This is a genomic window from Pseudomonas baetica (assembly GCF_019733355.1).
Classification (GTDB): Bacteria; Pseudomonadota; Gammaproteobacteria; order Pseudomonadales; family Pseudomonadaceae; genus Aquipseudomonas; species Aquipseudomonas baetica_A.
This window is the reverse complement of record NZ_JAIHLQ010000016.1, coordinates 81,072-104,175: the sequence shown is the minus strand read 5'-3', so window position 1 is coordinate 104,175 and position 23,104 is coordinate 81,072. Positions and strand designations below refer to the sequence as shown.

Annotated in this window: 21 protein-coding genes; 9 read left to right on the top strand and 12 right to left on the bottom strand. The window is 59.0% G+C overall.

Annotation, left to right across the window (positions count from 1 at the left end; all coding sequences use genetic code 11):
- The first annotated feature begins 2 nt into the window (after nucleotides 1–2).
- Entirely contained in the window at nucleotides 3–1,154 is a 1,152-nt protein-coding gene (locus K5E40_RS16225; protein WP_221731693.1) for an acyl-CoA dehydrogenase family protein, read from the top strand.
- A gap of 154 nt (nucleotides 1,155–1,308) precedes the next feature.
- Here K5E40_RS16225 and K5E40_RS16220 read toward each other — a convergent pair whose 3' ends face one another.
- From K5E40_RS16220 to K5E40_RS16195, 6 genes are all read right to left on the bottom strand, one after another.
- Complete coding sequence (locus K5E40_RS16220; protein ID WP_221731692.1) at nucleotides 1,309–2,082, bottom strand: enoyl-CoA hydratase; 774 nt, start codon at nucleotides 2,080–2,082, stop codon at nucleotides 1,309–1,311.
- Nucleotides 2,083–2,098: 16 nt separating this feature from the next.
- Nucleotides 2,099–3,226 carry an acyl-CoA dehydrogenase gene (locus K5E40_RS16215; protein ID WP_221731691.1) on the bottom strand — a complete coding sequence of 376 codons (1,128 nt, stop codon included), beginning with the start codon at nucleotides 3,224–3,226 and terminating at the stop codon, nucleotides 2,099–2,101.
- Between the two features lie 143 nt (nucleotides 3,227–3,369).
- On the bottom strand, nucleotides 3,370–4,563 hold the full coding sequence (locus K5E40_RS16210) for an acetyl-CoA C-acyltransferase (RefSeq protein ID WP_221731690.1): 1,194 nt from the start codon (nucleotides 4,561–4,563) through the stop codon (nucleotides 3,370–3,372).
- Nucleotides 4,564–4,575: 12 nt separating this feature from the next.
- The gene (locus K5E40_RS16205) at nucleotides 4,576–5,337 is read right to left on the bottom strand and encodes an SDR family NAD(P)-dependent oxidoreductase (protein WP_221731689.1); all 762 of its coding nucleotides are present in this window, start codon (nucleotides 5,335–5,337) and stop codon (nucleotides 4,576–4,578) included.
- 16 nt (nucleotides 5,338–5,353) lie between these two features.
- A complete protein-coding gene (locus tag K5E40_RS16200; RefSeq protein ID WP_221731688.1) occupies nucleotides 5,354–7,018 on the bottom strand; it encodes an AMP-binding protein in 1,665 nt (554 codons plus the stop codon).
- Between the two features lie 263 nt (nucleotides 7,019–7,281).
- Nucleotides 7,282–8,298 carry an AraC family transcriptional regulator gene (locus K5E40_RS16195; protein ID WP_221731687.1) on the bottom strand — a complete coding sequence of 339 codons (1,017 nt, stop codon included), beginning with the start codon at nucleotides 8,296–8,298 and terminating at the stop codon, nucleotides 7,282–7,284.
- 223 nt (nucleotides 8,299–8,521) lie between these two features.
- Here K5E40_RS16195 and efeU point away from each other — a divergent pair, with 223 nt between their 5' ends.
- The 4 genes from efeU to efeO (K5E40_RS16175) are packed head-to-tail and all read left to right on the top strand — an operon-like array spanning nucleotide 8,522 to nucleotide 12,748.
- Nucleotides 8,522–9,370, top strand: a complete 849-nt coding sequence (efeU, locus tag K5E40_RS16190) for an iron uptake transporter permease EfeU (RefSeq protein ID WP_221731686.1) — start codon at nucleotides 8,522–8,524, stop codon at nucleotides 9,368–9,370.
- Nucleotides 9,371–9,381: 11 nt separating this feature from the next.
- Nucleotides 9,382–10,581: an iron uptake system protein EfeO gene (gene efeO, locus K5E40_RS16185; RefSeq protein ID WP_221731685.1), complete on the top strand. Its 1,200-nt coding sequence runs from the start codon at nucleotides 9,382–9,384 to the stop codon at nucleotides 10,579–10,581.
- A 17-nt stretch (nucleotides 10,582–10,598) separates the two neighbouring features.
- Nucleotides 10,599–11,897, top strand: a complete 1,299-nt coding sequence (efeB, locus tag K5E40_RS16180) for an iron uptake transporter deferrochelatase/peroxidase subunit (protein WP_221731684.1) — start codon at nucleotides 10,599–10,601, stop codon at nucleotides 11,895–11,897.
- Nucleotides 11,898–11,923: 26 nt separating this feature from the next.
- On the top strand, nucleotides 11,924–12,748 hold the full coding sequence (gene efeO / locus K5E40_RS16175; protein WP_221731683.1) for an iron uptake system protein EfeO: 825 nt from the start codon (nucleotides 11,924–11,926) through the stop codon (nucleotides 12,746–12,748).
- A gap of 153 nt (nucleotides 12,749–12,901) precedes the next feature.
- Here the strand turns inward: efeO (K5E40_RS16175) and pssA are convergent, their stop codons facing one another.
- Nucleotides 12,902–14,245 carry a CDP-diacylglycerol--serine O-phosphatidyltransferase gene (gene pssA / locus K5E40_RS16170; RefSeq protein WP_221731682.1) on the bottom strand — a complete coding sequence of 448 codons (1,344 nt, stop codon included), beginning with the start codon at nucleotides 14,243–14,245 and terminating at the stop codon, nucleotides 12,902–12,904.
- A 206-nt stretch (nucleotides 14,246–14,451) separates the two neighbouring features.
- Between pssA and K5E40_RS16165 the strand changes: the two genes are divergently transcribed.
- The 3 genes from K5E40_RS16165 to K5E40_RS16155 all read left to right on the top strand — a co-directional run bounded on the left by K5E40_RS16165 (nucleotide 14,452) and on the right by K5E40_RS16155 (nucleotide 16,514).
- Complete coding sequence (locus tag K5E40_RS16165; RefSeq protein ID WP_221731681.1) at nucleotides 14,452–15,015, top strand: TetR/AcrR family transcriptional regulator; 564 nt, start codon at nucleotides 14,452–14,454, stop codon at nucleotides 15,013–15,015.
- A gap of 55 nt (nucleotides 15,016–15,070) precedes the next feature.
- A complete protein-coding gene (locus K5E40_RS16160) occupies nucleotides 15,071–15,550 on the top strand; it encodes a nuclear transport factor 2 family protein (RefSeq protein WP_221731680.1) in 480 nt (159 codons plus the stop codon).
- A gap of 184 nt (nucleotides 15,551–15,734) precedes the next feature.
- Nucleotides 15,735–16,514, top strand: a complete 780-nt coding sequence (locus K5E40_RS16155; RefSeq protein WP_221731679.1) for a TSUP family transporter — start codon at nucleotides 15,735–15,737, stop codon at nucleotides 16,512–16,514.
- On the opposite strand, the gene nudC is transcribed toward K5E40_RS16155, so the two are convergent.
- The 5 genes from nudC to lpxO all read right to left on the bottom strand — a co-directional run bounded on the left by nudC (nucleotide 16,482) and on the right by lpxO (nucleotide 20,948).
- Complete coding sequence (gene nudC / locus K5E40_RS16150) at nucleotides 16,482–17,312, bottom strand: NAD(+) diphosphatase (protein ID WP_221731678.1); 831 nt, start codon at nucleotides 17,310–17,312, stop codon at nucleotides 16,482–16,484. The genes K5E40_RS16155 and nudC overlap by 33 nt on opposite strands.
- Before the next feature lie 6 nt (nucleotides 17,313–17,318).
- Entirely contained in the window at nucleotides 17,319–18,131 is an 813-nt protein-coding gene (locus K5E40_RS16145; protein WP_221731677.1) for a crotonase/enoyl-CoA hydratase family protein, read from the bottom strand.
- A gap of 147 nt (nucleotides 18,132–18,278) precedes the next feature.
- Nucleotides 18,279–19,421, bottom strand: a complete 1,143-nt coding sequence (locus tag K5E40_RS16140) for a PQQ-dependent sugar dehydrogenase (protein WP_221731676.1) — start codon at nucleotides 19,419–19,421, stop codon at nucleotides 18,279–18,281.
- Nucleotides 19,422–19,473: 52 nt separating this feature from the next.
- Nucleotides 19,474–19,794: a hypothetical protein gene (locus K5E40_RS16135; protein WP_221731675.1), complete on the bottom strand. Its 321-nt coding sequence runs from the start codon at nucleotides 19,792–19,794 to the stop codon at nucleotides 19,474–19,476.
- Nucleotides 19,795–20,048: 254 nt separating this feature from the next.
- Nucleotides 20,049–20,948: a lipid A hydroxylase LpxO gene (gene lpxO / locus K5E40_RS16130; protein ID WP_221731674.1), complete on the bottom strand. Its 900-nt coding sequence runs from the start codon at nucleotides 20,946–20,948 to the stop codon at nucleotides 20,049–20,051.
- Between the two features lie 383 nt (nucleotides 20,949–21,331).
- Between lpxO and K5E40_RS16125 the strand changes: the two genes are divergently transcribed.
- Nucleotides 21,332–22,918, top strand: a complete 1,587-nt coding sequence (locus K5E40_RS16125) for an ABC-F family ATPase (RefSeq protein ID WP_187681360.1) — start codon at nucleotides 21,332–21,334, stop codon at nucleotides 22,916–22,918.
- Nucleotides 22,919–23,104 lie beyond the last annotated feature (186 nt).

The window sequence follows — 23,104 nt, the reverse complement described above, 5'->3', positions numbered from 1 at the left end:
CCATGCACGATCTCGAACTGACTGAAGAACAAGTAATGATCCGCGACATGGCCCGGGACTTTGCCCGCGGCGAAATCGCGCCCCACGCACAAGCCTGGGAAAAGGCTGGCTGGATCGACGACGCTTTGGTGGCGAAAATGGGCGAACTGGGTCTGCTGGGCATGGTCTTCCCTGAAGAATGGGGCGGCACTTACGTCGACTATGTGGCGTATGCGTTGGCGGTCGAAGAAATCTCCGCAGGCGACGGTGCGACGGGCGCATTCATGAGCATTCACAACTCCGTCGGTTGCGGCCCGGTGCTCAACTACGGCAGCGAAGCTCAGAAGCAGACCTGGTTAGCGGATTTGGCCAGTGGTCAGGTCATCGGCTGCTTCTGCCTGACCGAACCCCAGGCCGGCTCCGAAGCGCACAACCTGCGCACTCGCGCCGAACTGCGTGATGGCCAGTGGGTGATCAACGGCGCCAAGCAATTCGTCAGCAACGGCAAACGGGCGAAACTGGCCATCGTGTTTGCGGTGACCGATCCGGATCTTGGCAAGAAAGGGATCTCGGCGTTTCTGGTGCCGACTGAAACACCGGGGTTCATCGTGGATCGCACCGAACACAAAATGGGCATCCGCGCCTCCGACACTTGCGCGGTGACGCTGAGCAACTGCAGCATTCCAGAGGCCAACCTGCTCGGGGAACGCGGCAAGGGTCTGGCGATTGCCCTGTCCAACCTTGAAGGCGGACGCATCGGCATCGCCGCGCAGGCGCTCGGCATCGCCCGAGCAGCGTTTGAAGCGGCGCTGGCTTACTCGCGTGATCGGGTGCAGTTCGGTAAACCGATCAACGAGCACCAAAGCATCGCCAACCTGCTGGCCGACATGCACATGCAATTGAATGCGGCGCGATTGATGATCCTGCACGCGGCGCGGCTGCGCACGGCGGGCAAACCTTGCCTGTCAGAGGCTTCGCAGGCCAAATTGTTTGCTTCGGAAATGGCCGAGAAGGTCTGTTCGTCAGCGATTCAGATTCATGGCGGGTATGGGTATCTGGAGGACTATCCGGTCGAGAAGTATTACCGCGATGCGCGGATTACCCAGATTTATGAAGGGTCGAGCGAGATTCAGCGGATGGTGATTGCCCGCGAACTGAAAAACTACCAGCTCTAATCCTGAAGGAGCTGTCGAGTGGAACGAGGCTACGATCTTTTGATCTGGCCTCAAAAGCTTCGCGAGCAGGCTCGCTCCCACAGGAGATTTGCGTACAACGCAGAACCAATGTGGGAGCGAGCCTGCTCGCGAAGGCGTCAGCCGGGGCGACGCATCACTTACCGGTAAACTCCGGCGGCCGCTTGGCCACAAACGCCGCCATTCCTTCCTTCTGATCCTGCGTGGCAAACGCCGCATGGAACACCCGGCGCTCAAAACGCACACCTTCCGTCAGGTTGACCTCGAACGCTCGGTTGACGCTTTCCTTGATCATCATCGCAATCGGCAGCGACTTGCTGGCGATCACGGCCGCCACCTTCAGCGCTTCATCCAGCAGTTCATCACTCGGCACGATCCGCGCGACGATGCCACAGCGCTCGGCCTCCACTGCATCAATCAAACGCCCGCTCAGGCACATTTCCATGGCCTTGGCTTTGCCCACGGCACGGGTCAGGCGCTGGGTGCCGCCCATGCCCGGCAGGACGCCGAGATTGATTTCCGGCTGACCGAATTTGGCGTTGTCGCCGGCCAGAATAAAGTCGCACATCAACGCCAGTTCACAGCCCCCGCCGAGGGCGAAGCCGTTGACCGCTGCGATGATCGGCTTGCGCCGATTGGCTACACGGTCGCTGTCGCTGAACAGATCGTCCATGTAGATCTGCGGATAGGTCAGCTCGGCCATTTCCTTGATGTCGGCACCGGCCGCGAAGGCTTTCTTCGAACCGGTGAGGACGATGCAACCAATGTTCGCGTCAGCTTCCAGCCCATCGAGCGCATGGTTCACTTCGCTGACCAGTTGCGCGTTCAGCGCGTTCAGCGCCTGCGGGCGGTTCAGGGTGATCAGGCCGACGCGGCCGTGGATTTCCAGCAGAATCGTTTCGTAAGTCATGAATAAAAATTCCTTCTCAAAGATTGCGCGAAATGACCATGCGCTGAATATCACTGGTGCCTTCGTAGATCTGGCAGACACGCACGTCGCGGTAAATGCGCTCCAGCGGGAAGTCGTTGAGGTAACCGTAACCGCCCAGGGTTTGCAATGCCATCGAGCAGACCTTCTCGGCCATTTCCGAGGCGAACAACTTGGCCATCGACGCCTCGACCAAGGCCGGTTGACCACTGTCACGCAGCGCGGCGGCGTAATGCACCATTTGCCGGGCAACGGCGATCTGGGTGGCCATGTCCGCGAGACGGAACGCCACGGCCTGATGCTCGATGATCGGCTTGCCGAAGGTGTCGCGCTCGCGGGCGTAATCGCGCGCGGCTTCGAACGCGGCGCGGGCCATGCCCACCGATTGCGAAGCAATGCCGACGCGCCCGCCCTCAAGGTTGGCCAAGGCGATCTTGTAGCCCTCGCCCTCCTCGCCCAAACGGTTCGCGACTGGGACTTTGACGTCTTCGAAGAGAATCTGGCAGGTGTCCGAAGCATGCTGGCCGAGCTTGTCTTCAACGCGGGCCACTTTGTAGCCCGGCGAATCGGTCGGCACGATAAGCGCGGTGATTCCGCGTTTTCCGGCACTCGGATCGGTCACCGCAAACACAATGACGATCCCGGCGTTTTGCCCGGACGTGATGAACTGTTTGCAGCCATTGAGCACGTAGTGATCACCTTCCAGGCGTGCACGGGTTTTCAGGCTGCTCGCATCGGAACCGGCTTGCGGCTCGGTCAGCGCGAACGCGCCGAGCATCGCGCCGCTGGCCAGCGGTTTGAGGAAGCGCTCGCGCTGATCGTCGTTGCCAAACTTGAGAATGGGCACGCACCCCACCGAGTTGTGCACGCTCATGATGGTCGAGCAGGCGCCGTCACCGGCCGCGATTTCTTCCAGGGCCATGGCATAGGCCAGGTAACCGGTGTCGCAACCGCCCCACTGCTCCGGCACGAGCATGCCGAAGAAGCCCAGTTCGGCCATTTCGCCGATGGCTTCCTTGGGAAACCGGTGTTCGCGATCCCACTCGGCGGCGAACGGTTTCAGCCGCTCCTCGGCAAACTGCCGGGCCATGTCGCGGATCTGGGTTTGGTCTTCGTTGGCAATCATGGTGAATCCTTAAATCCGGGGGTGACTACACAGAACCCTGTGGGAGTGGGCTTGCTCCCGAAAGCGGTGTGTCATTCAAAAGTGATCTGACTGACACGGCCACTTCGGGAGCAAGCCCCTCCCTCCGTTGGGAATGGTTGGCCTTAGTAGACGCATTCCACGGCCACGGCCGTCGCTTCCCCGCCGCCGATGCAAATTGCCGCGATACCGCGCTTGAGGTTTCTCTGGCGCAATGCCGACAGCAAGGTCACCAGAATCCGCGCGCCGGATGCACCGATCGGATGGCCCAAGGCACAGGCGCCGCCGTGCACGTTGAGTTTGTCGTGAGGAATTTCCAATTGAGTCATCGCCGCCATGCCGACCACAGCAAACGCTTCGTTGACCTCGAACAGATCAACGTCGCCCAACGACCAACCGGTTTTCTTGATCAATTTCTTGATCGCACCAATCGGCGCCACCGGGAACAGGCCCGGGGTGTCGGCGAACGCTGCGTGCCCATGAATGACGGCAAGCGGTTTCAAACCGAGTTTCTGCGCCTGCGACTGACGCATCAGCACCAGTGCAGCGGCGCCATCAGAGATCGAACTGGAGTTCGCCGCCGTCACCGTGCCGCCTTCGCGGAACGCCGGCTTCAGTGAGGCGATCTTGTCGAGTTTGGCTTTCGGCGGCTGCTCGTCATGGCTGATCAGCACCTGCTCTTTGCCGACGGTCACGGTCAGCGGAACGATTTCAGCCTTGAAGCTGCCGTCCTTGATCGCTTGCTGGGCGCGGGTGGTCGAAGCGATAGCGAACGCGTCCTGGGCTTCACGGCTAAAGTGATGGCTTTCGGCGCAATCTTCGGCGAAGGTGCCCATCAGCCGGCCTTTGTCGTAGGCATCTTCGAGCCCGTCGAGGAACATCGAATCAAGCACGCGGCCATGGCCCATGCGGTAACCGGCGCGGGCACGATCCAGCAGATAAGGCGAGTTGGACATGCTTTCCATGCCGCCGGCAATGACCGCATCGGCGCTGCCAGCGACCAACATGTCGTGGGCGAGCATGGTGGTTTCCATGCCTGAGCCACACATTTTGTTGACCGTGGTGCAACGGGTCGATTTATCCAGCCCGGCGCCGAGTGCGGCCTGACGCGCAGGCGCCTGACCGAGGCCAGCGGGCAATACGCAACCGAACAGCACTTCGTCGACCGAGTCGCTGGCAAGACCTGCACGCTCAACCGCAGCCTTGATCGCGGCAGCGCCGAGTTGTGGCGCGGTGAGGCTTTTCAGTTCGCCTTGAAAGCCGCCCATGGGGGTGCGGACAGCGCTGACGATGACAATCGGATCGTTGGAAATGGTCATGACAAATCCTCCTTACTTGGCGGCCATGCGCAAGGCACCGTCGAGACGGATCACCTCACCGTTGAGCATGCTGTTTTCGATGATATGCCGAACCAGTGCGGCGTACTCGGCAGGCTTGCCCAAGCGCGGTGGGAACGGCACGCCAGCAGCCAAGGAGTCGCGGACTTCCGGGGTCATGCCGGCCATCATCGGGGTTTCGAAAATGCCCGGTGCGATGGTCATCACACGAATGCCGAAGCGGGCCAGTTCACGGGCGGCCGGCAAGGTCAGGCTGGCGATGGCGCCTTTGGACGCCGAATAGGCGGCCTGACCGATCTGGCCATCGAATGCCGCCACCGAAGCGGTGTTGATGATTACGCCACGTTCGCCGTCAGCATTGGCTTTGCTTTCGGCAATCGCCGCAGCGGCCAGACGCAGCATATTGAAGCTGCCGATCAGGTTGACGTTGATCACCTGGGCAAAACTGGCCAGCGCATGCGGGCCGTTCTTGCCGAGGATCTTTTCGCCACGCACGATACCGGCGCAGTTGACCAGACCGTTCAGGCTGCCGAAGGCTTTGACGGTCGCCTGAACGGCGGCTTCGGCAGCATCTTCGTTGCTGATGTCGGCCACCACGCTGTGCGCACCGAGACGTTCGGCTTGCGCGGCAACCGCTTCGGCATTCATGTCCACCAGCATCACTTTGGCGCCTGCATTCACCAGCAGTTCAGCGGTGGCCGCACCCAGGCCCGACGCGCCGCCGGTGACGATAAAAACCTTGTTCTCGATCTGCATGACTGTTTCCTTGGATTCAAGCTGAAACGTTCTTCGCCGCGGCCTCTTGAGCCTTGGCGATTTCCTGGTTGCGCAAGATAAAGCGCTGTAATTTGCCGCTCGGGGTTTTGGGCAACTCACTGACAAATTCGATTTCACGCGGGTAGGAATGCGCGGCCAGACGCTTGCGTACATGTTGGCGCAGCTCTTCGGCCAACTCCGGCGCGGCGCGGTATTGCGCGCTGAGCACGACGAACGCTTTGACCAGTTCAGTGCGCTCCGGGTCGGGCTTGCCGACCACCGCCGCTTCGACCACGGACGGGTGTTCGATCAACGCACTTTCGACGTCGAACGGGCCGACGCGATAGCCAGAGGTAGTGATCACGTCGTCGCTGCGACCGACGAAACTGATGCTGCCGTCCGGGTTCCATTCCACGGTGTCGCCGCTCAGGTAGTAATCACCGACAAAGGCTTTGGTGGGCACACCTTCGTAACCGGCAAACCAGCACATCGGCGACTTGGGCCGGTCGACGGCGAGGATGCCAGGCTGGCCGACACCGAGTTCGTTGCACTGCTCATCAAGCACGACGATGCGATGACCCGGCGAGGTAAACCCGGCAGCGCCAACATGAACCGGGTGTTCGAGGCCGTGGTGATTGCACAGGACCATGCCCAGTTCGGTCTGGCCGTAATGGTCGTGTATGACCACGTCGAGGTTGTCGGCGAACCAGCGGATCACTTCCGGGTTCAGCGGCTCGCCCGCGCTGCTGACGATGCGCAGTTTGCCCTTGATCGACTTGGCGAACTCGTCACCGCCGGCAATCAGCAAGCGATACGCCGTTGGCGAACCGGTGAGGTTGGTGATGCCGTACTTGTTGATCACCCTGCAGGTACTTTCTAGGGTAAACGGGCCGTCGTAGAAGGTGATCGGGTGGCCCATCGACATAGGGCCTGTGACGCCGTAATAGATGCCGTAGGCCCAGCCCGGATCGGCAACATTCCAGAACGCATCTTCCGGGCGAAGATCCACGGCATCGCGAGTGTAGCTCTGGAACGCGACGATGGCTTTGAGCGGCACCGACAGCGCTTTCGACGGGCCGGTGGTACCCGAGGTGAACATCAACAGGAACGGGTCTTCGCCAGTCAGCAGCACCGGTTCGCAGGCATTGGAATAATGAGCCAGTTCGGCCCAGAAACTGAAATCGCCCCGGACGATGCCTTGGCCTTTGGCGCCACTGACGGTGACCAGCGTCGGGCAGTCTGCAACTTCCGTGAGTTTCGGTCGGTTCACGGCGTCGGTGACCACGACTTTGGCGCCGGAGCTGTTCAGCCGATGTTCGAGGGCCTTGGGGCCGAACGCGGTAAACAGCGGTTGATACACCGCGCCGATACGCCAGGTGGCAAACACGGTGATGAGCAATTCGATGTTGCGTGGCAGCAGGCCGGCAACCTTGTCGCCCTTGCGCACGCCTTGGGCGAGAAGAAAATTGGCGAAACGCGCGGCTTTGTCCTGCAAGTCGCTGAAGGTGTAGGTCGCGCTCGCGCCGTCGCGGCCTTCCCAGAACAGCGCGATGCGCCCCGGCAATGCATGACGGTCGCAACATTCGACGCAGGCGTTGAGCGCCTCAAGCGTTCCGCTGAGCGCGGCATCGACGGTGTGCTGATAGTTGAACTGTTCGGTGGCAGACAAGTAATCGCGCATTGCCAGAATCCCTCTGTGTTTTTATTAGGCTGGGAACCGTAAACAACACAGGGATAGTCGCGCTGTGGTGGGCTTGGGGCAATGGTCAAAGCCATCAAAGTGGCTGACTGGTTTGGCCAAGCGCTGGTAAGTGTGCTGCCCGTTCCGGCCTCTTCGGGAGCCGCCTCCCACAGGGGAATGCATTTCAAGCTGAGGGAACTGATCTGAACTGTGGGAGGGGGCTTGCTCCCGAAGGCGCCGGGCCGGGCGACGGATGATCTGGATCAGACCGCCTCATTCAGGATCAACGTGCGATAGTGCCCCGGATTGGACCCCGACCACTTGCGAAACGCTTTGTAGAACGAACTGGCATCGGCAAACCCTAGCCGCGCTGCGATCTCGACAAAACTGATCGAAGGCTCCGCCAGCCACATAATTGCCAACTCCTTGCGCACACTGTCCTTGAGCCCCTGATACGTCTGCCCTTCCTCCGCCAGGCGTCGGCGCAAAGTTGAAGCCGACATGCACAATTGCTGCGCCAGCGCTTCGGTTTCAGGCCAACTCTCGGCGGGCAACTGACGCAAATCCTGTTTGATCCGACTGGCAAAGCTTTGTGGGTCGCGGTACTTCACCAGGATGTTGGCCGGCGCGTGGGCCAAGAAACGTTTCAATTCCTCAGCACTGCGTTTGATCGGCAGATCAAGGCAGTCGGCAGAGAAAATCATCCGTGTGCGAGGTCGGTCGAACCGCAGGTTTTCCGAAAACATCACCCGATAATCATCGGTGAAGTCCGGTTCCAGGCAGCGCAGTTCGATGGCCATGATCGGGATACGTCGACCGGCCAGCCAGCAGGCAACACCGTGGACGATCATCCAGTAGGTGAAATAGGTAAAGGCGCGGGCGGGTTCAGGTTCGTCTTCAAGCAAAACGATTTCCGCGAGGCTCTGCTGATGCACCAGTTGCGCGGGCAGACGTTCAAGCATCAGCGACAGAAATCCCAGGCCGCTGCTCAAACCGGCAGCAAGTGTCGGTTGCGCCATCGCGCTACGACAGAGGAACTCAAGGCTGCCTGACTTGAGCTTGCGCGGGTCCATGCCGAAAAACTCGTCATCGCCGCGCCGCGCCAGCAAGCGCCAGAGTTTGGCGTATTGCGAGGCTGGTACTCGGCCATCGCCTGCGTGCAGCAAGGCTGGAGCAATGCCGACCTTGTTCAAGACGTCTTCCGTGGCCACGCCCGGGGCACAGCTCTGCAGCAGTGCTTCACGCACCAATTGAACGGCGATGGTGTCTTTTTCCGACATGGAGCGAGGCAGACCTCGTTGTTTTTGACTGTGCGGCATCTTAACGCAGGACTTGAATTCAACACGAATCAACCGTGGTTGGGAGCAGCCTGCTCCCAGATATCTGCGCAGCACAAAAATCAGGGTTGTTCAGCTAACGTTCAGGTTTTTGCCAATAGGTTTCATTTGCGAATGAGTGTCATTATGTTACAAATTGAAATCTTCTCTTACAACTCGGTGCCGAATGCTCGTTCCCTTCCTGATCATGCTGCGCGAAGGCATTGAAGCCGCGCTGATCGTTGGCATCATCGCCAGCTACCTGCAACAGACCGGCCGTGGCCAATGGATGCCCGCCGTGTGGATCGGTGTATTTCTCGCCGCCGCGCTAGCCCTGCTGGTGGGTGGCGGGCTGGAACTGGTCAGTGCCGAGTTCCCGCAAAAGCTGCAGGAATTGTTCGAAGGCGTGGTCGGCCTCGTGGCCGTGGGGATTCTAAGCGCCATGGTGTTCTGGATGCGCAAGGTTGCGCGCTCGATCAAACATTCGCTGCACGCCTCGCTGGACGAAGCCCTGGCCTCTTCCAGACACCAGGTCATCGCGCTGATCGCCATGGTGTTTTTCGCCGTGGCCCGCGAAGGTCTGGAAACGGTGTTCTTCCTGCTCGCGGTGTTCCAACAAAGCGAAGGTTCCGGCGCGCCGATTGGCGCCCTGCTCGGCCTGATTCTGGCCATCGTTGTCGGGTTCCTGATCTACAGCGGCAGCATGCGCCTCAACCTTTCTGTGTTTTTCAAGTGGACCGGGCTGTTCATTCTCGTCGTCGCTGCGGGGATTCTCGCCAACTCGGTGCAGGCGCTGCATGAAGCCGGGCTGTGGAATCACCTGCAAACCGTACTTTTTGACTTCAGCGCGACGCTGCCGGTGGACGGGCCGCTGGGTTCAGTGCTGGCCGGCATGTTCGGTTATCAGGACACACCAACCATCAGCACCCTTGGTGCCTGGCTGATTTATCTGGTGGTAGCGCTGGCGATGTTCTTCATGCCGGCACCGCTCGCCACCTCGGCAACAGCCGCCAGATCGTCTTCCGTTACCAGCTAATAAGGGCATCCATGTCAAAGCCTATGTCTCCCCAGGCCTCGCCTCCCCGCGCCTTGCGTTGGGCGGTGGCCGGCTCGGTGATCGTGATGGTCGCCGCCGGTGGCCTGTTCTATTACGCCTCGCAATTGGCGGCGGCCAAGCGACAGCACAACCTCAACGAAGTGGTGATCAACATTCATCCGGGCAACTGCGAGCCCAATGAGTTGAGCGTACCGGCCGGCCGCGCCAGTTTCCGCATCGTCAACCGCTCCGAGCGGGCAGTGGAATGGGAAATCCTCGACGGCGTGCTGGTGGTCGAGGAGCGCGAGAATATTGCGCCGGGCCTGAGTCAGGTGATCAACGCCAACCTGCAACCCGGCGATTACGCAATCACTTGTGGCCTGCTGAGTAATCCGCGCGGCACTTTGCACGTAACGCCGACCGCCGCTTCTGACGCCGCCGCCAAGGCCAAGCCGTCGATGGTCGCTTTCGTCGGGCCGTTGTCGGAGTTCCGCGTGTATCTGGCCAGCCAGGGCAGCGCACTGATCAAAGCTGTCACCGCACTGAACCAGGCGATTGACAGCGGCGACTTGAGCCAGGCTCAGGCGCTGTATCTGCCAGCGCGCACCGCGTATCAACGTCTGGCCCCGGCCGCTCAGCGTCTGGCCGAACTGGATAACAGCATCAACGCTCGCGCCGATTACTTCGAAAAACGCGAGCAGGACCCAGCCTTCGTCGGTTTCCATCGCATCGAATACGGCCTGTTCCAGCAACGCAAACTCGACGAACTGGCGCCCGTTGCGCAACGCCTGCTGAGCGACGTCACCGCGCTCAAACAGCAATTGCTGGCGCAAACCCTGCCGCCGGAGCAGTTGGTAAACATCGTCGTGCGCAACCTCAACACACTGGCTGACGTGCGTGCTGCGAGCGGTGAAGAGGAACGCTACAGCCACAGCGACCTCAACGGTTTTGCCGCGAACCTGCAAACCGCACACAAAGTCGTGGACCTGCTGCGACCGATGCTGAGCAAGTCTGCTGCCGATCTGTTACCGAAAGTCGACAAGGCTCTGGCGGACTTCGATACCGAACTCAACACCTACAAGATCAAGGACGGCTACGCCCGCTACGACACGGTCAGCGGCGAACAACGCAAACAGATTGCCGACAAGGCTCAGGCTCTGGCCAACGCGCTTGATGGCATCGATCCCGCCCTCGGCCTCTCCGGCCTGTAAGCAGAAGACGAGTACCGATGAAAGATTCAGAACAACTCAACCTGCAACGTCGCCGTGTCCTGATGGGCATGGGTGCCGCGGGTGTCGCACTGGCCGGATCGGCCTTGAGCTGCCCGGCCATGGCCGCCGCAACGGCACAAGTCACCGAAGCCCCGAGTAGCGAAAAGACTGAAGACCGCCACGACTTCCACGGCATGCACCAGACCGGCATCGTCACCCCGCGCCCGGCGTCGGGCATGCTGGTGTCGTTCGATGTACTGGCCAGTGATCGCGAAGACCTCGAACGACTGTTTCGCACCCTCAACGAGCGCATCGCCTTCCTGATGAAGGGAGGCCCCGTGGCACAGATTGACCCGAAACTGCCGCCACCGGATTCCGGCATCCTCGGCCCAGTGGTCACCCCGGACAACCTGACCATTACCGTTTCAGTGGGTGAGTCGCTGTTCGATGAGCGCTTCGGCCTAGCCGACGCCAAACCCAAGCGTCTGATCCGCATGGTCGGTTTCCCCAACGATGCACTGGACGCCGACTGCTGCCACGGCGACTTGAGCCTGCAGTTTTGCGCCAACACCGCCGACACCAACATCCACGCCCTGCGCGACATTGTGAAAAGCCTGCCGGACCTGCTGCTGGTGCGCTGGAAACAGGAAGGCAGCGTACCGCCACAAGCCCCTGCCAAACCCGGTGTGCCGGCGCAGTCGGCGCGCAACTTCCTTGGCTTCCGTGATGGCTCAGCCAACCCCGATTCCAACGACGGCAAAGCGATGGACCGCGTGGTCTGGGTGCAGCCGGACAGCGATGAACCCGCTTGGGCCGCCCATGGCAGTTATCAAGCAGTGCGGATCATCCGCAACTTCGTCGAGCGCTGGGATCGCACGCCATTGCAGGAACAGGAAAGCATCATCGGTCGGGTCAAAACCACTGGCGCGCCGATGGGTGCCCAGCATGAGACCGAAGTCCCGGATTACAGCAAAGACCCGGCCGGCAAGTTGACCAAACTCGACGCGCACATCCGCCTGGCTAACCCGCGTACCGCTGCGAGCCAAGCCAACCTGATCCTGCGCCGGCCGTTCAACTATTCCAACGGGGTAAACAAGAACGGGCAACTCGACATGGGGTTGCTGTTCATCTGCTACCAGGCCGACCTGGAGAAAGGCTTTATCACCGTGCAGACCCGCCTCAACGGCGAACCGCTTGAGGAATACCTAAAACCCGTCGGGGGCGGTTACTTCTTCACCCTTGCGGGCGTTACGGGCGACAAGGACTTCATCGGTCGCTCGCTGCTTGACGCCACACAACCGAAAACCGCTGCCTAAAACAATCAAGACACTGGAGCCGCCCCATGAAAAAGACGCCACTCGCGCTATTACTTGCCCTTGGCTTGCTCAACACCCCACTGTCGGCTTTCGCAGCGACCGCTCCGCTGGATCTGGTCGGGCCGGTTTCGGACTACAAGATCTACGTCACCGAACAACTCGATGAACTGGCCAACCACACTCAGCAATTCACCGATGCGGTGAAGAAAGGCGACCTGGCGACTGCGCAGAAGCTCTATGCACCGACCCGCGTTTACTACGAGTCGATCGAACCGATTGCCGAGCTGTTCAGTGACCTTGATGCGTCTATCGATTCGCGTGTCGACGACCACGAAAAAGGCGTGAAAGCGGAAGATTTCACCGGTTTCCATCGCATCGAATATTCGCTGTTTTCGCAAAAGAGCACCCAAGGTCTGGATACTTTGGCGGATGGTTTGAACAAAGACGTCAAAGACCTGCAAAGCCGCGTGGCCGGGCTGACCTTCCCGCCTGAGAAGGTGGTGGGTGGTGCAGCAGCGCTACTTGAGGAAGTCGCCGCGACCAAGATAACCGGAGAAGAAGATCGTTACAGTCACACCGACCTGTACGACTTCCAGGGCAACATCGACGGCGCGAAGAAAATCGTTGATTTGTTCCGTCCGCAGATTGAGAAGCAAGACAAGGCTTTCGTCGCCAAAGTGGACAAGAACTTCGCCTCCGTGGACAAGGTGCTGGCCAAGTACAAGACCACGGACGGTGGTTTCGAGACGTATGACAAGGTGAAGGATAACGACCGCAAAGCGCTGGTCGGGCCGGTGAATACCTTGGCTGAAGACCTGTCGACCTTACGTGGAAAGCTGGGTCTGAACTGAGTTTTTTATAGCGTTTGATTCGGCCCCTTCGCGAGCAAGCCCGCCCCCACATTGGAGCTGTGTCAATCACCACATTTGTGGTCAACACAGCCCTCTTGTGGGAGCGGGCTTACTCGCGAAAGCGGTTGTAGCCGCACCGAATCACTTGAAGCCTTACAAAATCCGGTAGAGCAACCGCTCAATCCGCACCCGGCTCACGCGCTTGAGAAACTTCGCCACCCCGCTCGGATACTCCGGCAAGGTTTCCAGATTCTGGAAACTCTCGATACGCGTGGTGTGGCGGAATATCTGCTCCAACTCCTTCGCGCGCGGCTCCAGCCACTCGCCTTGCTGATCATCAATCAACAGCGCGTTTTCAAGATCCAGACGGAACGCCCGTGGATTGAGGTTGTTGCCGGTCAGCAGCGTATAGCGCTGATCGATCCACATGCCCTTGAGGTGATAGGTGTTGTCACCGTCACGCCACAGGTGCAGGTTCAACTGGCCGCTGTCGATGTTGCGCTGATGCCGTTTGGCGAAGCGGCGCAAGCTGATCTCGTACAAGTATGGCAACGCCGCGATGATCTTGAACGGCTCGCTTGGCGGGATGTAAAAGTCGTTGGCGGTCTTGTCGCCCACCACGATGTCGATCTTCACGCCGCGAGCCAGCGCACGGTTGACCTCACGGATCACGCCCAACGGCAGGTTGAAGTACGGCGTGCAGATGGTCAGTTGCGTTTGCGCGCTGGCGATCAACTCGAGAATCACCCGGTTCAGCGGGTTGTTCTTGCCGACGCCAAGCAACGGGCTGACCGATAGGCCGGTGTGCGCCGTGCTGCCGGCGCTGGTGTCGTATGCCGCGTATTTGAGTCGACTGCGCAGATCGCCAATATAGTTGCGCAGGCTACGGGTGGTCGGCAGGTTCGGCAAATCAAGACGGTGCACCGCTTTGGATTCGATCAGGCCATGCTTGACCAGATGATGCATCGAATCCGCCAGCTCAGGGCTGTGCAGGACGTGATAGCGGTCGAAACGGTACTTGTCGAACTTGTGCAGATAAACGTTGTTCAGGCTCGCACCGCTGTAGACCACGCAATCGTCGATCACGAAGCCCTTCAAATGCAACACGCCAAACAATTCGCGGGTCTGCACCGGCACACCGTAAACCGGCACTTCGCTCTGATGGGTGCGGGTCATCTCCTGATACCACGCCGAGTTACCCGGCTGCTTGCCGGCACCGATCAACCCGCGCTGGGCGCGCAACCAGTCAACCACCACTGCAATTTCAAGCTCGGGACGCTTGAGTTTGGCGGCGTGCAAGGCATCGAGTATTTCCTGACCGGCTTCGTCTTGCTGCAAATAAAGCGCGACGATGACGATGCGCTGGGTCGCCTCGGCGATTTTTTCCAGCAGGCAACGACGGAACTCGGCGGCACCGGACAGAATGGTCACGGCCTCGGCGGTCAGCGGAAAGCTGCGCAATTTAGGCAGCAGAGAACGTTTGAAAAGCAACGGCATAGGGCTCGCAATGGGTCGAATCCGAAGAACCCGGGAGCTTACACCATCGACTCGTTCGGGTCTTGTTACTGGGTGCAATAACCCCTTCGTGAGCAAGCGCACTCCCTCCCTTGAAAGGCGACCCACTGCAAGAGCGGGCTTGCTCGAAAACGCCCTCCTGAAATCAGCGCTTGACCAAGAAGAATGATCGTTCTACTTTTTGCTGCATGAACTCAATCACTGACACATCGACACGCGACATCATTCTGGATGTCACCGAAAAGCTGATCTATAAAAGTGGCATTGCAGCCACGGGCATGGATCTTCTGGTGAAAACCGCCGGTGTCTCCAGAAAAAGTATCTACCGCTACTTCGCCAACAAAGAGGATCTGACCGTCACCGCCCTGCAACGCCGTGACGTGCGCTGGATGCACTGGTACCGAAACGCAGTCGATCAGGCCGAAACTCCAGCCGATCGCTTGCTCAACCTGTTTACCGTGCTCAAGGGCTGGTTCGTTTCGGAAGGTTTCCGCGGCTGTGCGTTCATCAATACCAGCGGCGAAACCGGCGACCCACAGGACCCGGTGCGCCAGGTCGCCAAAGACCACAAACAGAAGCTGCTCGACTATGTGTGCGAGCTATGTACCGAACATGGCGCCAAGGATCCGCAACTGCTGGCCAAACAGATGCTGATCCTGATTGACGGCGCCATTACCGTAGCGCTTGTGATGGGTGACCACAGTGCCGCCGATAATGCGCAATGCATGGCGCGAAAGTTGTTGGACCTGTAACACCTTAATAAGCCAGGCAAGTTGTTTAAACGTTGAATTTATCGGGAGATTGAACATGTCTACAGCAGCTCAGGTGCGTCCACCATTGCCACCCTTCAACCGTGAATCGGCGATCGAGAAAGTTCGTTTGGCCGAAGACGGCTGGAACTCTCGCGATCCGGAAAAGGTCTCGCAGGCTTATACACTCGACACTCAATGGCGTAACCGCGCCGAATTTGCTCACAATCGCGAAGAAGCCAAGGCGTTCCTGACTCGCAAATGGGCCAAGGAACTGGATTACCGTTTGATCAAGGAACTCTGGGCCTACTCTGACACGCGCATTGCCGTGCGCTACGCCTACGAATGGCATGACGATTCGGGTAACTGGTTCCGGTCTTACGGCAACGAAAACTGGGAGTTCGATGAGAATGGTTTGATGTTCCAGCGCTATGCCTGCATCAACGACATGCCGATCAAGGAAAGCGAGCGCAAATTTCACTGGCCGCTGGGCCGGCGCCCGGATGATCATCCTGGGCTGTCTGATCTTGGTTTGTAATCTCACGAAGAACGCGATGTGGGAGTGAGCCTGCTCACGAAGGCGTCTTGTCAGCCAGAATTTCTGTCGCTGACACACCGCTTTCGCGAGCAGGCTAGCGGCTCGCGGCAACACTTGGAAATGAGTAACATGGCGATCCTCCCCGCAGCATAGAGCTGCACCCTGCCTAAGTTAAGCCGACTCCATGCCTTTTGAACTCAGCGTTGACCTCACCACTCTGGCCATTCTGGCCATCGTCGCTTTCATCGCCGGATTCATCGATGCCATCGCTGGCGGTGGCGGCTTGTTGACCACGCCCGCCCTGCTGACGGCCGGCCTGCCGCCGCATCTGGTGCTGGGCACCAACAAACTCAGTTCGACCTTCGGCTCGGCCACCGCCAGTTTCACCTTCTACCGACGCAAACTGTTTCATCCAAGACAGTGGGTGCACGCGATTGTTGGCACATTGGTCGGCGCGCTGGCGGGCGCCATCGTCGCCCATTACCTGCCCGCGGAATGGCTGAACAAAATGCTCCCGGTGATCGTCTTCGCCTGCGGCTTGTACCTGTTATTCGGCGGCACACCAAAAGCGCCGCTGGACAGCGACGCACCGATCAAAAAGAAATGGCAATCAACCCAAGGCTTCAGCCTTGGTTTCTACGACGGTGTGGCCGGCCCCGGCACGGGTGCGTTCTGGACCGTCAGCAGCTTGCTGCTCTACCCTATCGACCTGGTCAAGGCCAGCGGAGTGGCGCGCAGCATGAACTTCGTCAGCAACATTGCGGCGCTGTCGGTGTTCGTGTTTTCCGGGCAGGTGGACTGGATCATCGGCCTGAGCATGGGCCTGTCGGTGATGGTCGGCGCGTTCTTTGGCGCACGCACCGCGATCAGCGGCGGCGCCAAATTCATTCGCCCGGTGTTCATCACCGTGGTATTGGGGTTGACCGTACGCCTAGCCTGGCAGCACTGGTTCAGCGTGGCCTAAGCGCCGCGCCACGTAGACGTCAATCAGGTAACGAGCAATCGATTTTGACGCCGGTAACGGCGGCAGATCATGCACGTTGAACCACTGGGCGTCTTCGATCTCGTCTTCCTGACAGACAATTTCACCGCCGGCGTATTCGGCGTGAAACCCCAGCATCATCGAGTGCGGGAACGGCCAGCACTGGCTGCCCAGATACTCAATGTTCTTCACCTCGATCTGCACTTCTTCACGCACTTCGCGAATCAGACAATCTTCGGCCGACTCACCCGGTTCGGCAAAACCTGCCAGCGTGCTGTAAACCCCGGTGACAAAGCGTGGTGAACGGGCCAGCAGAATCTCGTCGCCACGGGTAATCAGTACGATCATGCTCGGCGAAATGCGCGGGTAACTGCGCAGATCACACGACTGGCAATACATCGCACGTTCGCGTGGCACCTGCGTCATCGCTTGCCCGCAATTGCCGCAGAAGCGATGTTCTCGGGCCCAGGTGCCGATCTGCGCGGCGTAGCCCAAGACTTTATAGATCGTGTGATCGCCATCGAGCATGAACGCCCGCAGACCTTTCCAGTTGCAACCCGGCACCTCGCTGGCACTGCGTAATTCCAGCAGGTACACCGGCTCGCCATCGAGATGGCCAATGCCATGTTCGGCGAGGATCGACAGGTCCTGACGCTTGATCCATTCCCGGGGGAATAGTGCGCCGTTGTCATCGAACAGAAAGCCTTCGGGGCTGCGCGCCACCGCCCAACCGCCGGGTTGATCAGTGTCCAGTACTGCAGTGGTCCAGCGAGATGTCATGGTTTCTCAATCCAGAAATTCGGGTTTCTGTTTGCTCATATGGGCGGCCATGGCCACGCGCAAATCGGTGGATTGCAACATGGCGGCGTTCCAGGTGGCAACGTATTCGAGACCGTCGTCGATGCGATGGTCGCGCATGTAGCTGATCATTTCTTTAGTGCCAGTGACCGCGATAGGCGACTTGGAAGCGATGTCGCGGGCGATATCGAAAACGCCTTCGAGCAGCACATCCTTATCGCTGTAAACACGATTGACCAGACCGATGTTGCGCGCTTCTTCAGCGCCGAATGTGCGACCGGTGTAAGCCAGCTCACGCAGCATGCCGTCTCCGATGATCCGCGGCAACCGTTGCAATGTGCCAACATCAGCGGCCATGCCGATATCGATTTCCTTGATCGAGAATTGCGCGTCTTCGGCGGCGTAGCGCATGTCGCACGCGGCGATCAGATCAATCGCGCCGCCCAGGCAGTACCCCTGAATGGCTGCCAGCACTGGTTTGCGGCAGTTGTCGACGGCGTTGAACGAGGCTTGCAGGGTCAGGATCTTGCGGCGCAGCAGGCGCGCATTGCGACCGACGTCCTTGCCCAATTCATTGGCGACGCCGGCGAGCATCATCAGGTCGATGCCGGAGGAAAAGTGTTTGCCATTACCGCTGAGCACCACCACGCGCACTTCGTCTGTGTCGTCGATCCACTGGAAAATCTCGACGATCTCGCTCCAGAAAGCGGCGTTCATCGAGTTGATTTTTTCCGGACGGTTTATCTGCACATGAGCGATATTGTTGGCCAGTTCGACACTGAAGGCGGTGTATTGAGACATGGCAGTGATCCTTTACCGGGCTGAAAATGAAGCCAGAACTATAACAAGGCATCGCGGTGGCGGTTCGGCCAAATGCGGGACTGAGTTGAGTTATGCGGCCTCTGCACCGGTGTGTGGCGAGGGAACAGGCTCCCTCGCCACAGCGGGTTACTTCAGACCGATTCTGTACAGCGAACCATTCTCCTCGTCCGTCAACACGTACAGGTAGCCATCCGGCCCTTGCCGTACGTCACGGATGCGCTGCTTGAGTTCGCCGAGCAAGCGCTCCTCATGCACCACCTTGTCGCCATCAAACTGCAGGCGAATCAGCTCCTGTGTCGCCAGCGCGCCGATAAACGCGTTGTGCTGCCACGGTTTAAAACGGTCGCTGTCGTAAAACGCCATCCCCGATACGCCTGGCGACTTCTCCCACACATGATGCGGCGCGATCGTGCCTTCAGCGGTTTTACCCTGAGCTTCCGGGATCGGCTGCATGGAATAGTTAATGCCGTGAGTCGCCAGTGGCCAACCGTAGTTTTTCCCCCGCTCGATGATGTTGATCTCATCACCTCCGCGCGGCCCGTGTTCATTCTCCCAAAGCGTGCCGGTCCACGGATTGAGTGCTGCGCCCTGTGGATTGCGCTGGCCGTACGACCAGATCTCGGGCCGCACGCCAGACTGACCCACGAATGGATTGTCGTCCGGTACTTTGCCGTCGGGGTAGATACGTACGACTTTGCCTTGCAGCTTGTCGAGATCCTGCGCGGTGGGCCGGTCGTTGTTTTCGCCCAGGGTGATGAACAGATAACCCTCGCGATCAAACACCAGTCGTGAACCGAAATGGTTGCCGACAGAGAGTTTCGGCTCTTGGCGGAAGATCACTTTAAAGTCCTTCAACGTCTTCAGATCGTCCGACAGCCGGCCACGCCCGACGGCCGTCCCGGCCTTGCCCCCGACGCCGCCGCCTTCGGCGTACGACAGGTAAATCAGCCGGTCCTGTTTAAAATCTGGTGACAGCACGACATCCAGCAAACCGCCCTGCCCCTTGGCCCAGACCTTCGGTACGCCGTTGATAGGCGCAGACAATTGACCCTCTGTACCGACCACCCGCAGGTTGCCCGGTCGCTCGGTCACCAGCATGCCCCCGCGATTCGGCAGAAAGGCCAGCGCCCACGGATGCTCGAGTCCTTGGATAATCGTGGTGACTTCGAGGGTGCCCTGCTCGCTTTGCAATTCTTGGGTAGCGGCCAAGACCGGAGCACTGATCAGTGCGCTGACGCACAGGCTGGCCAGGAGGGTTTTATGCAACATGCACGAGTCCTTTTGTTCGGTTCAGAGGCTGGCAGAACAGCAGTCCTGCCGTTCAGCGGTGACTGCCGGAATCCCGCGAGGGAGGGTTGGGAATGAACGTGGGCGACTGACTTGGCGACGAGCGAATCGGCTGGCCGTTGCCAATACCACGATTCTCGACCGTGGGCGGACGTGGCGTCGGTAGGGTGTTTGGCCCTCGCATTGGCGGGGCGCTGGGCTGCGTGCCCTGCATGCTGTTTGGGTTGGCCCGGCGGATTGGGCTGTTGTAGGGGTTGTTGCTGTTGCCGGTAGGGCTTTGCGCCAGCACGACATCCGCATGAACCAGACCGCTACTGAGTGTCATGACAGCGATGCCAAGCATAATTCGGTTCATGGGGTGGCCTCTCGATGGGCATGGAATAAAGCCTTCGAGTCCACGCTACGCCCAGGGTTCGGATTTGTTAACCCATGGCCTTTAAACAACATGTAACACGGCTTGACAAAACCCCCGGAAGCCGCCAAATGGCGGGAAAGTTTCGCCCTGAGTCGCAGGCCACCTGAAGATCACCCGGATAAATCAGCCTGGCTCTTACACTCGGCAAAGACGCAGGCTTGCTCGCGAAGGCGTCGGTGGCCGCTCTATATTCATCAGATCAAGATGAAGACAGCCAGCAAACCACCGAAAATCGCCCACTTTTCCATGTAGTACCGCTTGCGATTGCGCTTTTTCAGCTCTTTGCCGCGCAAACGAATCTTGTAGATCTTGGTAAACAACCGGTTGATCCCGCCAGTACGGTCACCCGCATCATTCGGCGCACCCGCTGCCGACATCACAGTGCGGCTAAACCAGCCATTGAACGCTGCGGCCCATTGATACTTCAGCGGCCGCTCGATATCACAGAAGAGGATGATCCGGTTCTGGTCGGTCTTGTTTTCAGCATAGTGAATGAACGTTTCGTCGAACATCACCGCTTCGCCATCGCGCCAATGATAGTTCTCGCCGTCGACATTGATATAGCAACCCTCATCGTTCGGCGTTTCAAGGCCCAAGTGATAACGATAAGAACCGGCATAAGGATCACGGTGGCGCACCAGTTTCGATCCCGGCGGTAACTGGGCGAACATCGCTGCCTTGATCGAGCCGATACTCTGTACCAGCTCGGTCGTTCGTGGGCACAACTTCATCGCCGACGGGTGGCTGTCGCCGTACCACTTCAGGTAGAACCGCTTCCAGCCGGTTTTGAAGAACGAGTTGAAACCCACATCGTTGTATTGATCGGAACGTTTGATCTCGCCAGCTTGCAGCAGATTCTGCCCTTCTTCGCGGATCTCCTTCCAATGGGCTTGCAATGGGCTCAGATCAGGAAAGTCTGCCGGATCAAGGTAAGGCTTGTTCGGCTTCTTCGAGAACAGATAGAGGAAGCAATTGATCGGCGCGAGAAACGTCGAGTGATCACTCAGTTGCCGGCCCAGTTTGTGGCGCACGCGGCCACGCAAGTGAACGTATGCAATGGAAATGACATAAATAGCAGCAATGATGAGTTTCACGAAAAATCGTCACACGTCAGAAGTGAACAAACTGCGCGCACCCGGGAGCCTGAACTCTGGCGTCTTATGCAGTGGTCTGAGTACACATGGCACGTCCTTGAGCCCGCGCCGTTCTAGGGCGCTAGGTGAATGGATGGCATTTTAGCCACACTTTGTAACCGATAGTGAGCCTTCATCTGTGAAAAACTGTCCCGCGATTGTGCCAATCGGCGTTCGTGGCGTGTTCGCCCTATCGTTTAAAGAGCCAGACCAGTACAATCGCCGCCAAACTTTACGCGCCCCCCTTGGTTGATGACGGGACCTCCCCGCTTCAGCGCACTTTGACTCGGGCCAAGCGCTCCGGCCGCACCCTCGCAATTCAGAATGCTTCGCAGGAAAAACACTTGATTTCTACAGCTAACATCACGATGCAGTTCGGCGCAAAGCCGCTCTTCGAAAACGTTTCGGTCAAATTTGGCGCGGGCAACCGTTACGGCCTGATCGGCGCCAACGGTTGCGGCAAGTCGACCTTCATGAAAATCCTTGGCGGCGACCTCGACCCGTCCGGTGGTCAGGTCATGCTTGAGCCGAACGTGCGCCTGGGTAAATTGCGCCAGGATCAGTTCGCCTACGAAGAATTCACCGTGATCGACACCGTGATCATGGGTCACGAAGAGCTGTGGAAGGTCAAGGCCGAGCGCGATCGCATCTATTCGCTGCCGGAAATGAGCGAAGAAGACGGCATGGCCGTGGCCGAGCTGGAAACCGAGTTCGCCGAAATGGACGGCTACACCGCCGAATCCCGTGCCGGTGAACTGCTGCTGGGCCTGGGTATCGGCATCGAGCAGCATTTCGGCCCGATGAGCGAAGTCTCGCCAGGCTGGAAACTGCGTGTATTGCTGGCTCAGGCGCTGTTCTCCGATCCGGAAGTGTTGTTGCTCGACGAACCGACCAACCACCTGGACATCAACACCATTCGCTGGCTGGAAAACATCCTCACCCAGCGCAACAGCCTGATGATCATCATCTCTCACGACCGTCACTTCCTGAACAGCGTGTGCACCCACATGGCTGACCTGGATTACGGCGAGCTGCGTCTGTTCCCGGGCAACTACGACGAGTACATGACCGTGGCGACCCAGTCCCGCGAGCAACTGCTGTCGGACAACGCCAAGAAGAAAGCGCAGATTTCCGAACTGCAATCGTTCGTCAGCCGCTTCTCGGCCAACGCCTCGAAAGCCAAGCAGGCCACTTCCCGCGCCAAGGCGATCGACAAGATCCAACTGGCCGAGGTCAAGCCCTCGAGCCGTGTCAGCCCATTCATCCGTTTCGATCAAAACAAAAAGCTGCATCGCCAGGCCGTCATGGTCGAAAAAATGGCCAAAGGCTTCGATGGCAAGCCGTTGTTCAAGGATTTCAGCTTCCAGGTTGAGGCGGGCGAGCGCGTCGCGATCATCGGCCCGAACGGTATCGGCAAGACCACCCTGCTGCGCACCCTGGTCAACGAACTGACCCCGGATGCCGGCAGCATCAAGTGGACCGACGCCGCAGAACTGGGCTACTACGCTCAGGATCACGCGCACGACTTCGAAGACGACGTGACGCTGTTCGACTGGATGGGTCAGTGGACTCAGGGCGAACAAATGATCCGCGGTACTTTGGGCCGCATGCTGTTCTCCAACGACGAGATCCTCAAGTCGGTCAAAGTGATTTCCGGTGGTGAGCAAGGTCGCATGCTGTTTGGCAAGCTGATCCTGCAAAAGCCGAACGTGCTGATCATGGACGAACCGACCAACCACTTGGACATGGAGTCGATCGAGGCGCTGAACCTGGCGCTGGAAAACTACCCGGGCACGCTGATCTTCGTCAGCCACGACCGTGAGTTCGTATCGTCCCTGGCCACTCGCATCATCGAGTTGAGCCCGGACGGCGTGACCGACTTCAGCGGCACCTACGATGATTACCTGCGCAGTCAGGGTGTGGTGTTCTAAGAACAGCTATTCGTTTTGCCAGTGAAAAGCCCTGTCCTTTGTGACGGGGCTTTTTGCAATCTGACGTGAGAAATATTGCGCTTCAGATACCTTCGCGAGCATGCCCACTCCCACAGGGGAGCGCATTCAACCTGTAACGCGCTGCAGCGACATCAGCTCTCAGGAAAAATAGTTAGCCTGCTTCCT

Excerpts from the sequence above, each read along its gene's own strand:
- K5E40_RS16225 (WP_221731693.1), top strand. The coding sequence starts at position 3 with ATGCACGATCTCGAACTGACTGAAGAACAAGTAATGATCCGCGACATG.
- K5E40_RS16220 (WP_221731692.1), bottom strand. The coding sequence starts at position 2,082 with ATGACTTACGAAACGATTCTGCTGGAAATCCACGGCCGCGTCGGCCTG.
- K5E40_RS16215 (WP_221731691.1), bottom strand. The coding sequence starts at position 3,226 with ATGATTGCCAACGAAGACCAAACCCAGATCCGCGACATGGCCCGGCAG.
- K5E40_RS16210 (WP_221731690.1), bottom strand. The coding sequence starts at position 4,563 with ATGACCATTTCCAACGATCCGATTGTCATCGTCAGCGCTGTCCGCACC.
- K5E40_RS16205 (WP_221731689.1), bottom strand. The coding sequence starts at position 5,337 with ATGCAGATCGAGAACAAGGTTTTTATCGTCACCGGCGGCGCGTCGGGC.
- K5E40_RS16200 (WP_221731688.1), bottom strand. The coding sequence starts at position 7,018 with ATGCGCGATTACTTGTCTGCCACCGAACAGTTCAACTATCAGCACACC.
- K5E40_RS16195 (WP_221731687.1), bottom strand. The coding sequence starts at position 8,298 with ATGTCGGAAAAAGACACCATCGCCGTTCAATTGGTGCGTGAAGCACTG.
- efeU (WP_221731686.1), top strand. The coding sequence starts at position 8,522 with ATGCTCGTTCCCTTCCTGATCATGCTGCGCGAAGGCATTGAAGCCGCG.
- efeO (WP_221731685.1), top strand. The coding sequence starts at position 9,382 with ATGTCAAAGCCTATGTCTCCCCAGGCCTCGCCTCCCCGCGCCTTGCGT.
- efeB (WP_221731684.1), top strand. The coding sequence starts at position 10,599 with ATGAAAGATTCAGAACAACTCAACCTGCAACGTCGCCGTGTCCTGATG.
- efeO (WP_221731683.1), top strand. The coding sequence starts at position 11,924 with ATGAAAAAGACGCCACTCGCGCTATTACTTGCCCTTGGCTTGCTCAAC.
- pssA (WP_221731682.1), bottom strand. The coding sequence starts at position 14,245 with ATGCCGTTGCTTTTCAAACGTTCTCTGCTGCCTAAATTGCGCAGCTTT.
- K5E40_RS16165 (WP_221731681.1), top strand. The coding sequence starts at position 14,452 with ATGAACTCAATCACTGACACATCGACACGCGACATCATTCTGGATGTC.
- K5E40_RS16160 (WP_221731680.1), top strand. The coding sequence starts at position 15,071 with ATGTCTACAGCAGCTCAGGTGCGTCCACCATTGCCACCCTTCAACCGT.
- K5E40_RS16155 (WP_221731679.1), top strand. The coding sequence starts at position 15,735 with ATGCCTTTTGAACTCAGCGTTGACCTCACCACTCTGGCCATTCTGGCC.
- nudC (WP_221731678.1), bottom strand. The coding sequence starts at position 17,312 with ATGACATCTCGCTGGACCACTGCAGTACTGGACACTGATCAACCCGGC.
- K5E40_RS16145 (WP_221731677.1), bottom strand. The coding sequence starts at position 18,131 with ATGTCTCAATACACCGCCTTCAGTGTCGAACTGGCCAACAATATCGCT.
- K5E40_RS16140 (WP_221731676.1), bottom strand. The coding sequence starts at position 19,421 with ATGTTGCATAAAACCCTCCTGGCCAGCCTGTGCGTCAGCGCACTGATC.
- K5E40_RS16135 (WP_221731675.1), bottom strand. The coding sequence starts at position 19,794 with ATGAACCGAATTATGCTTGGCATCGCTGTCATGACACTCAGTAGCGGT.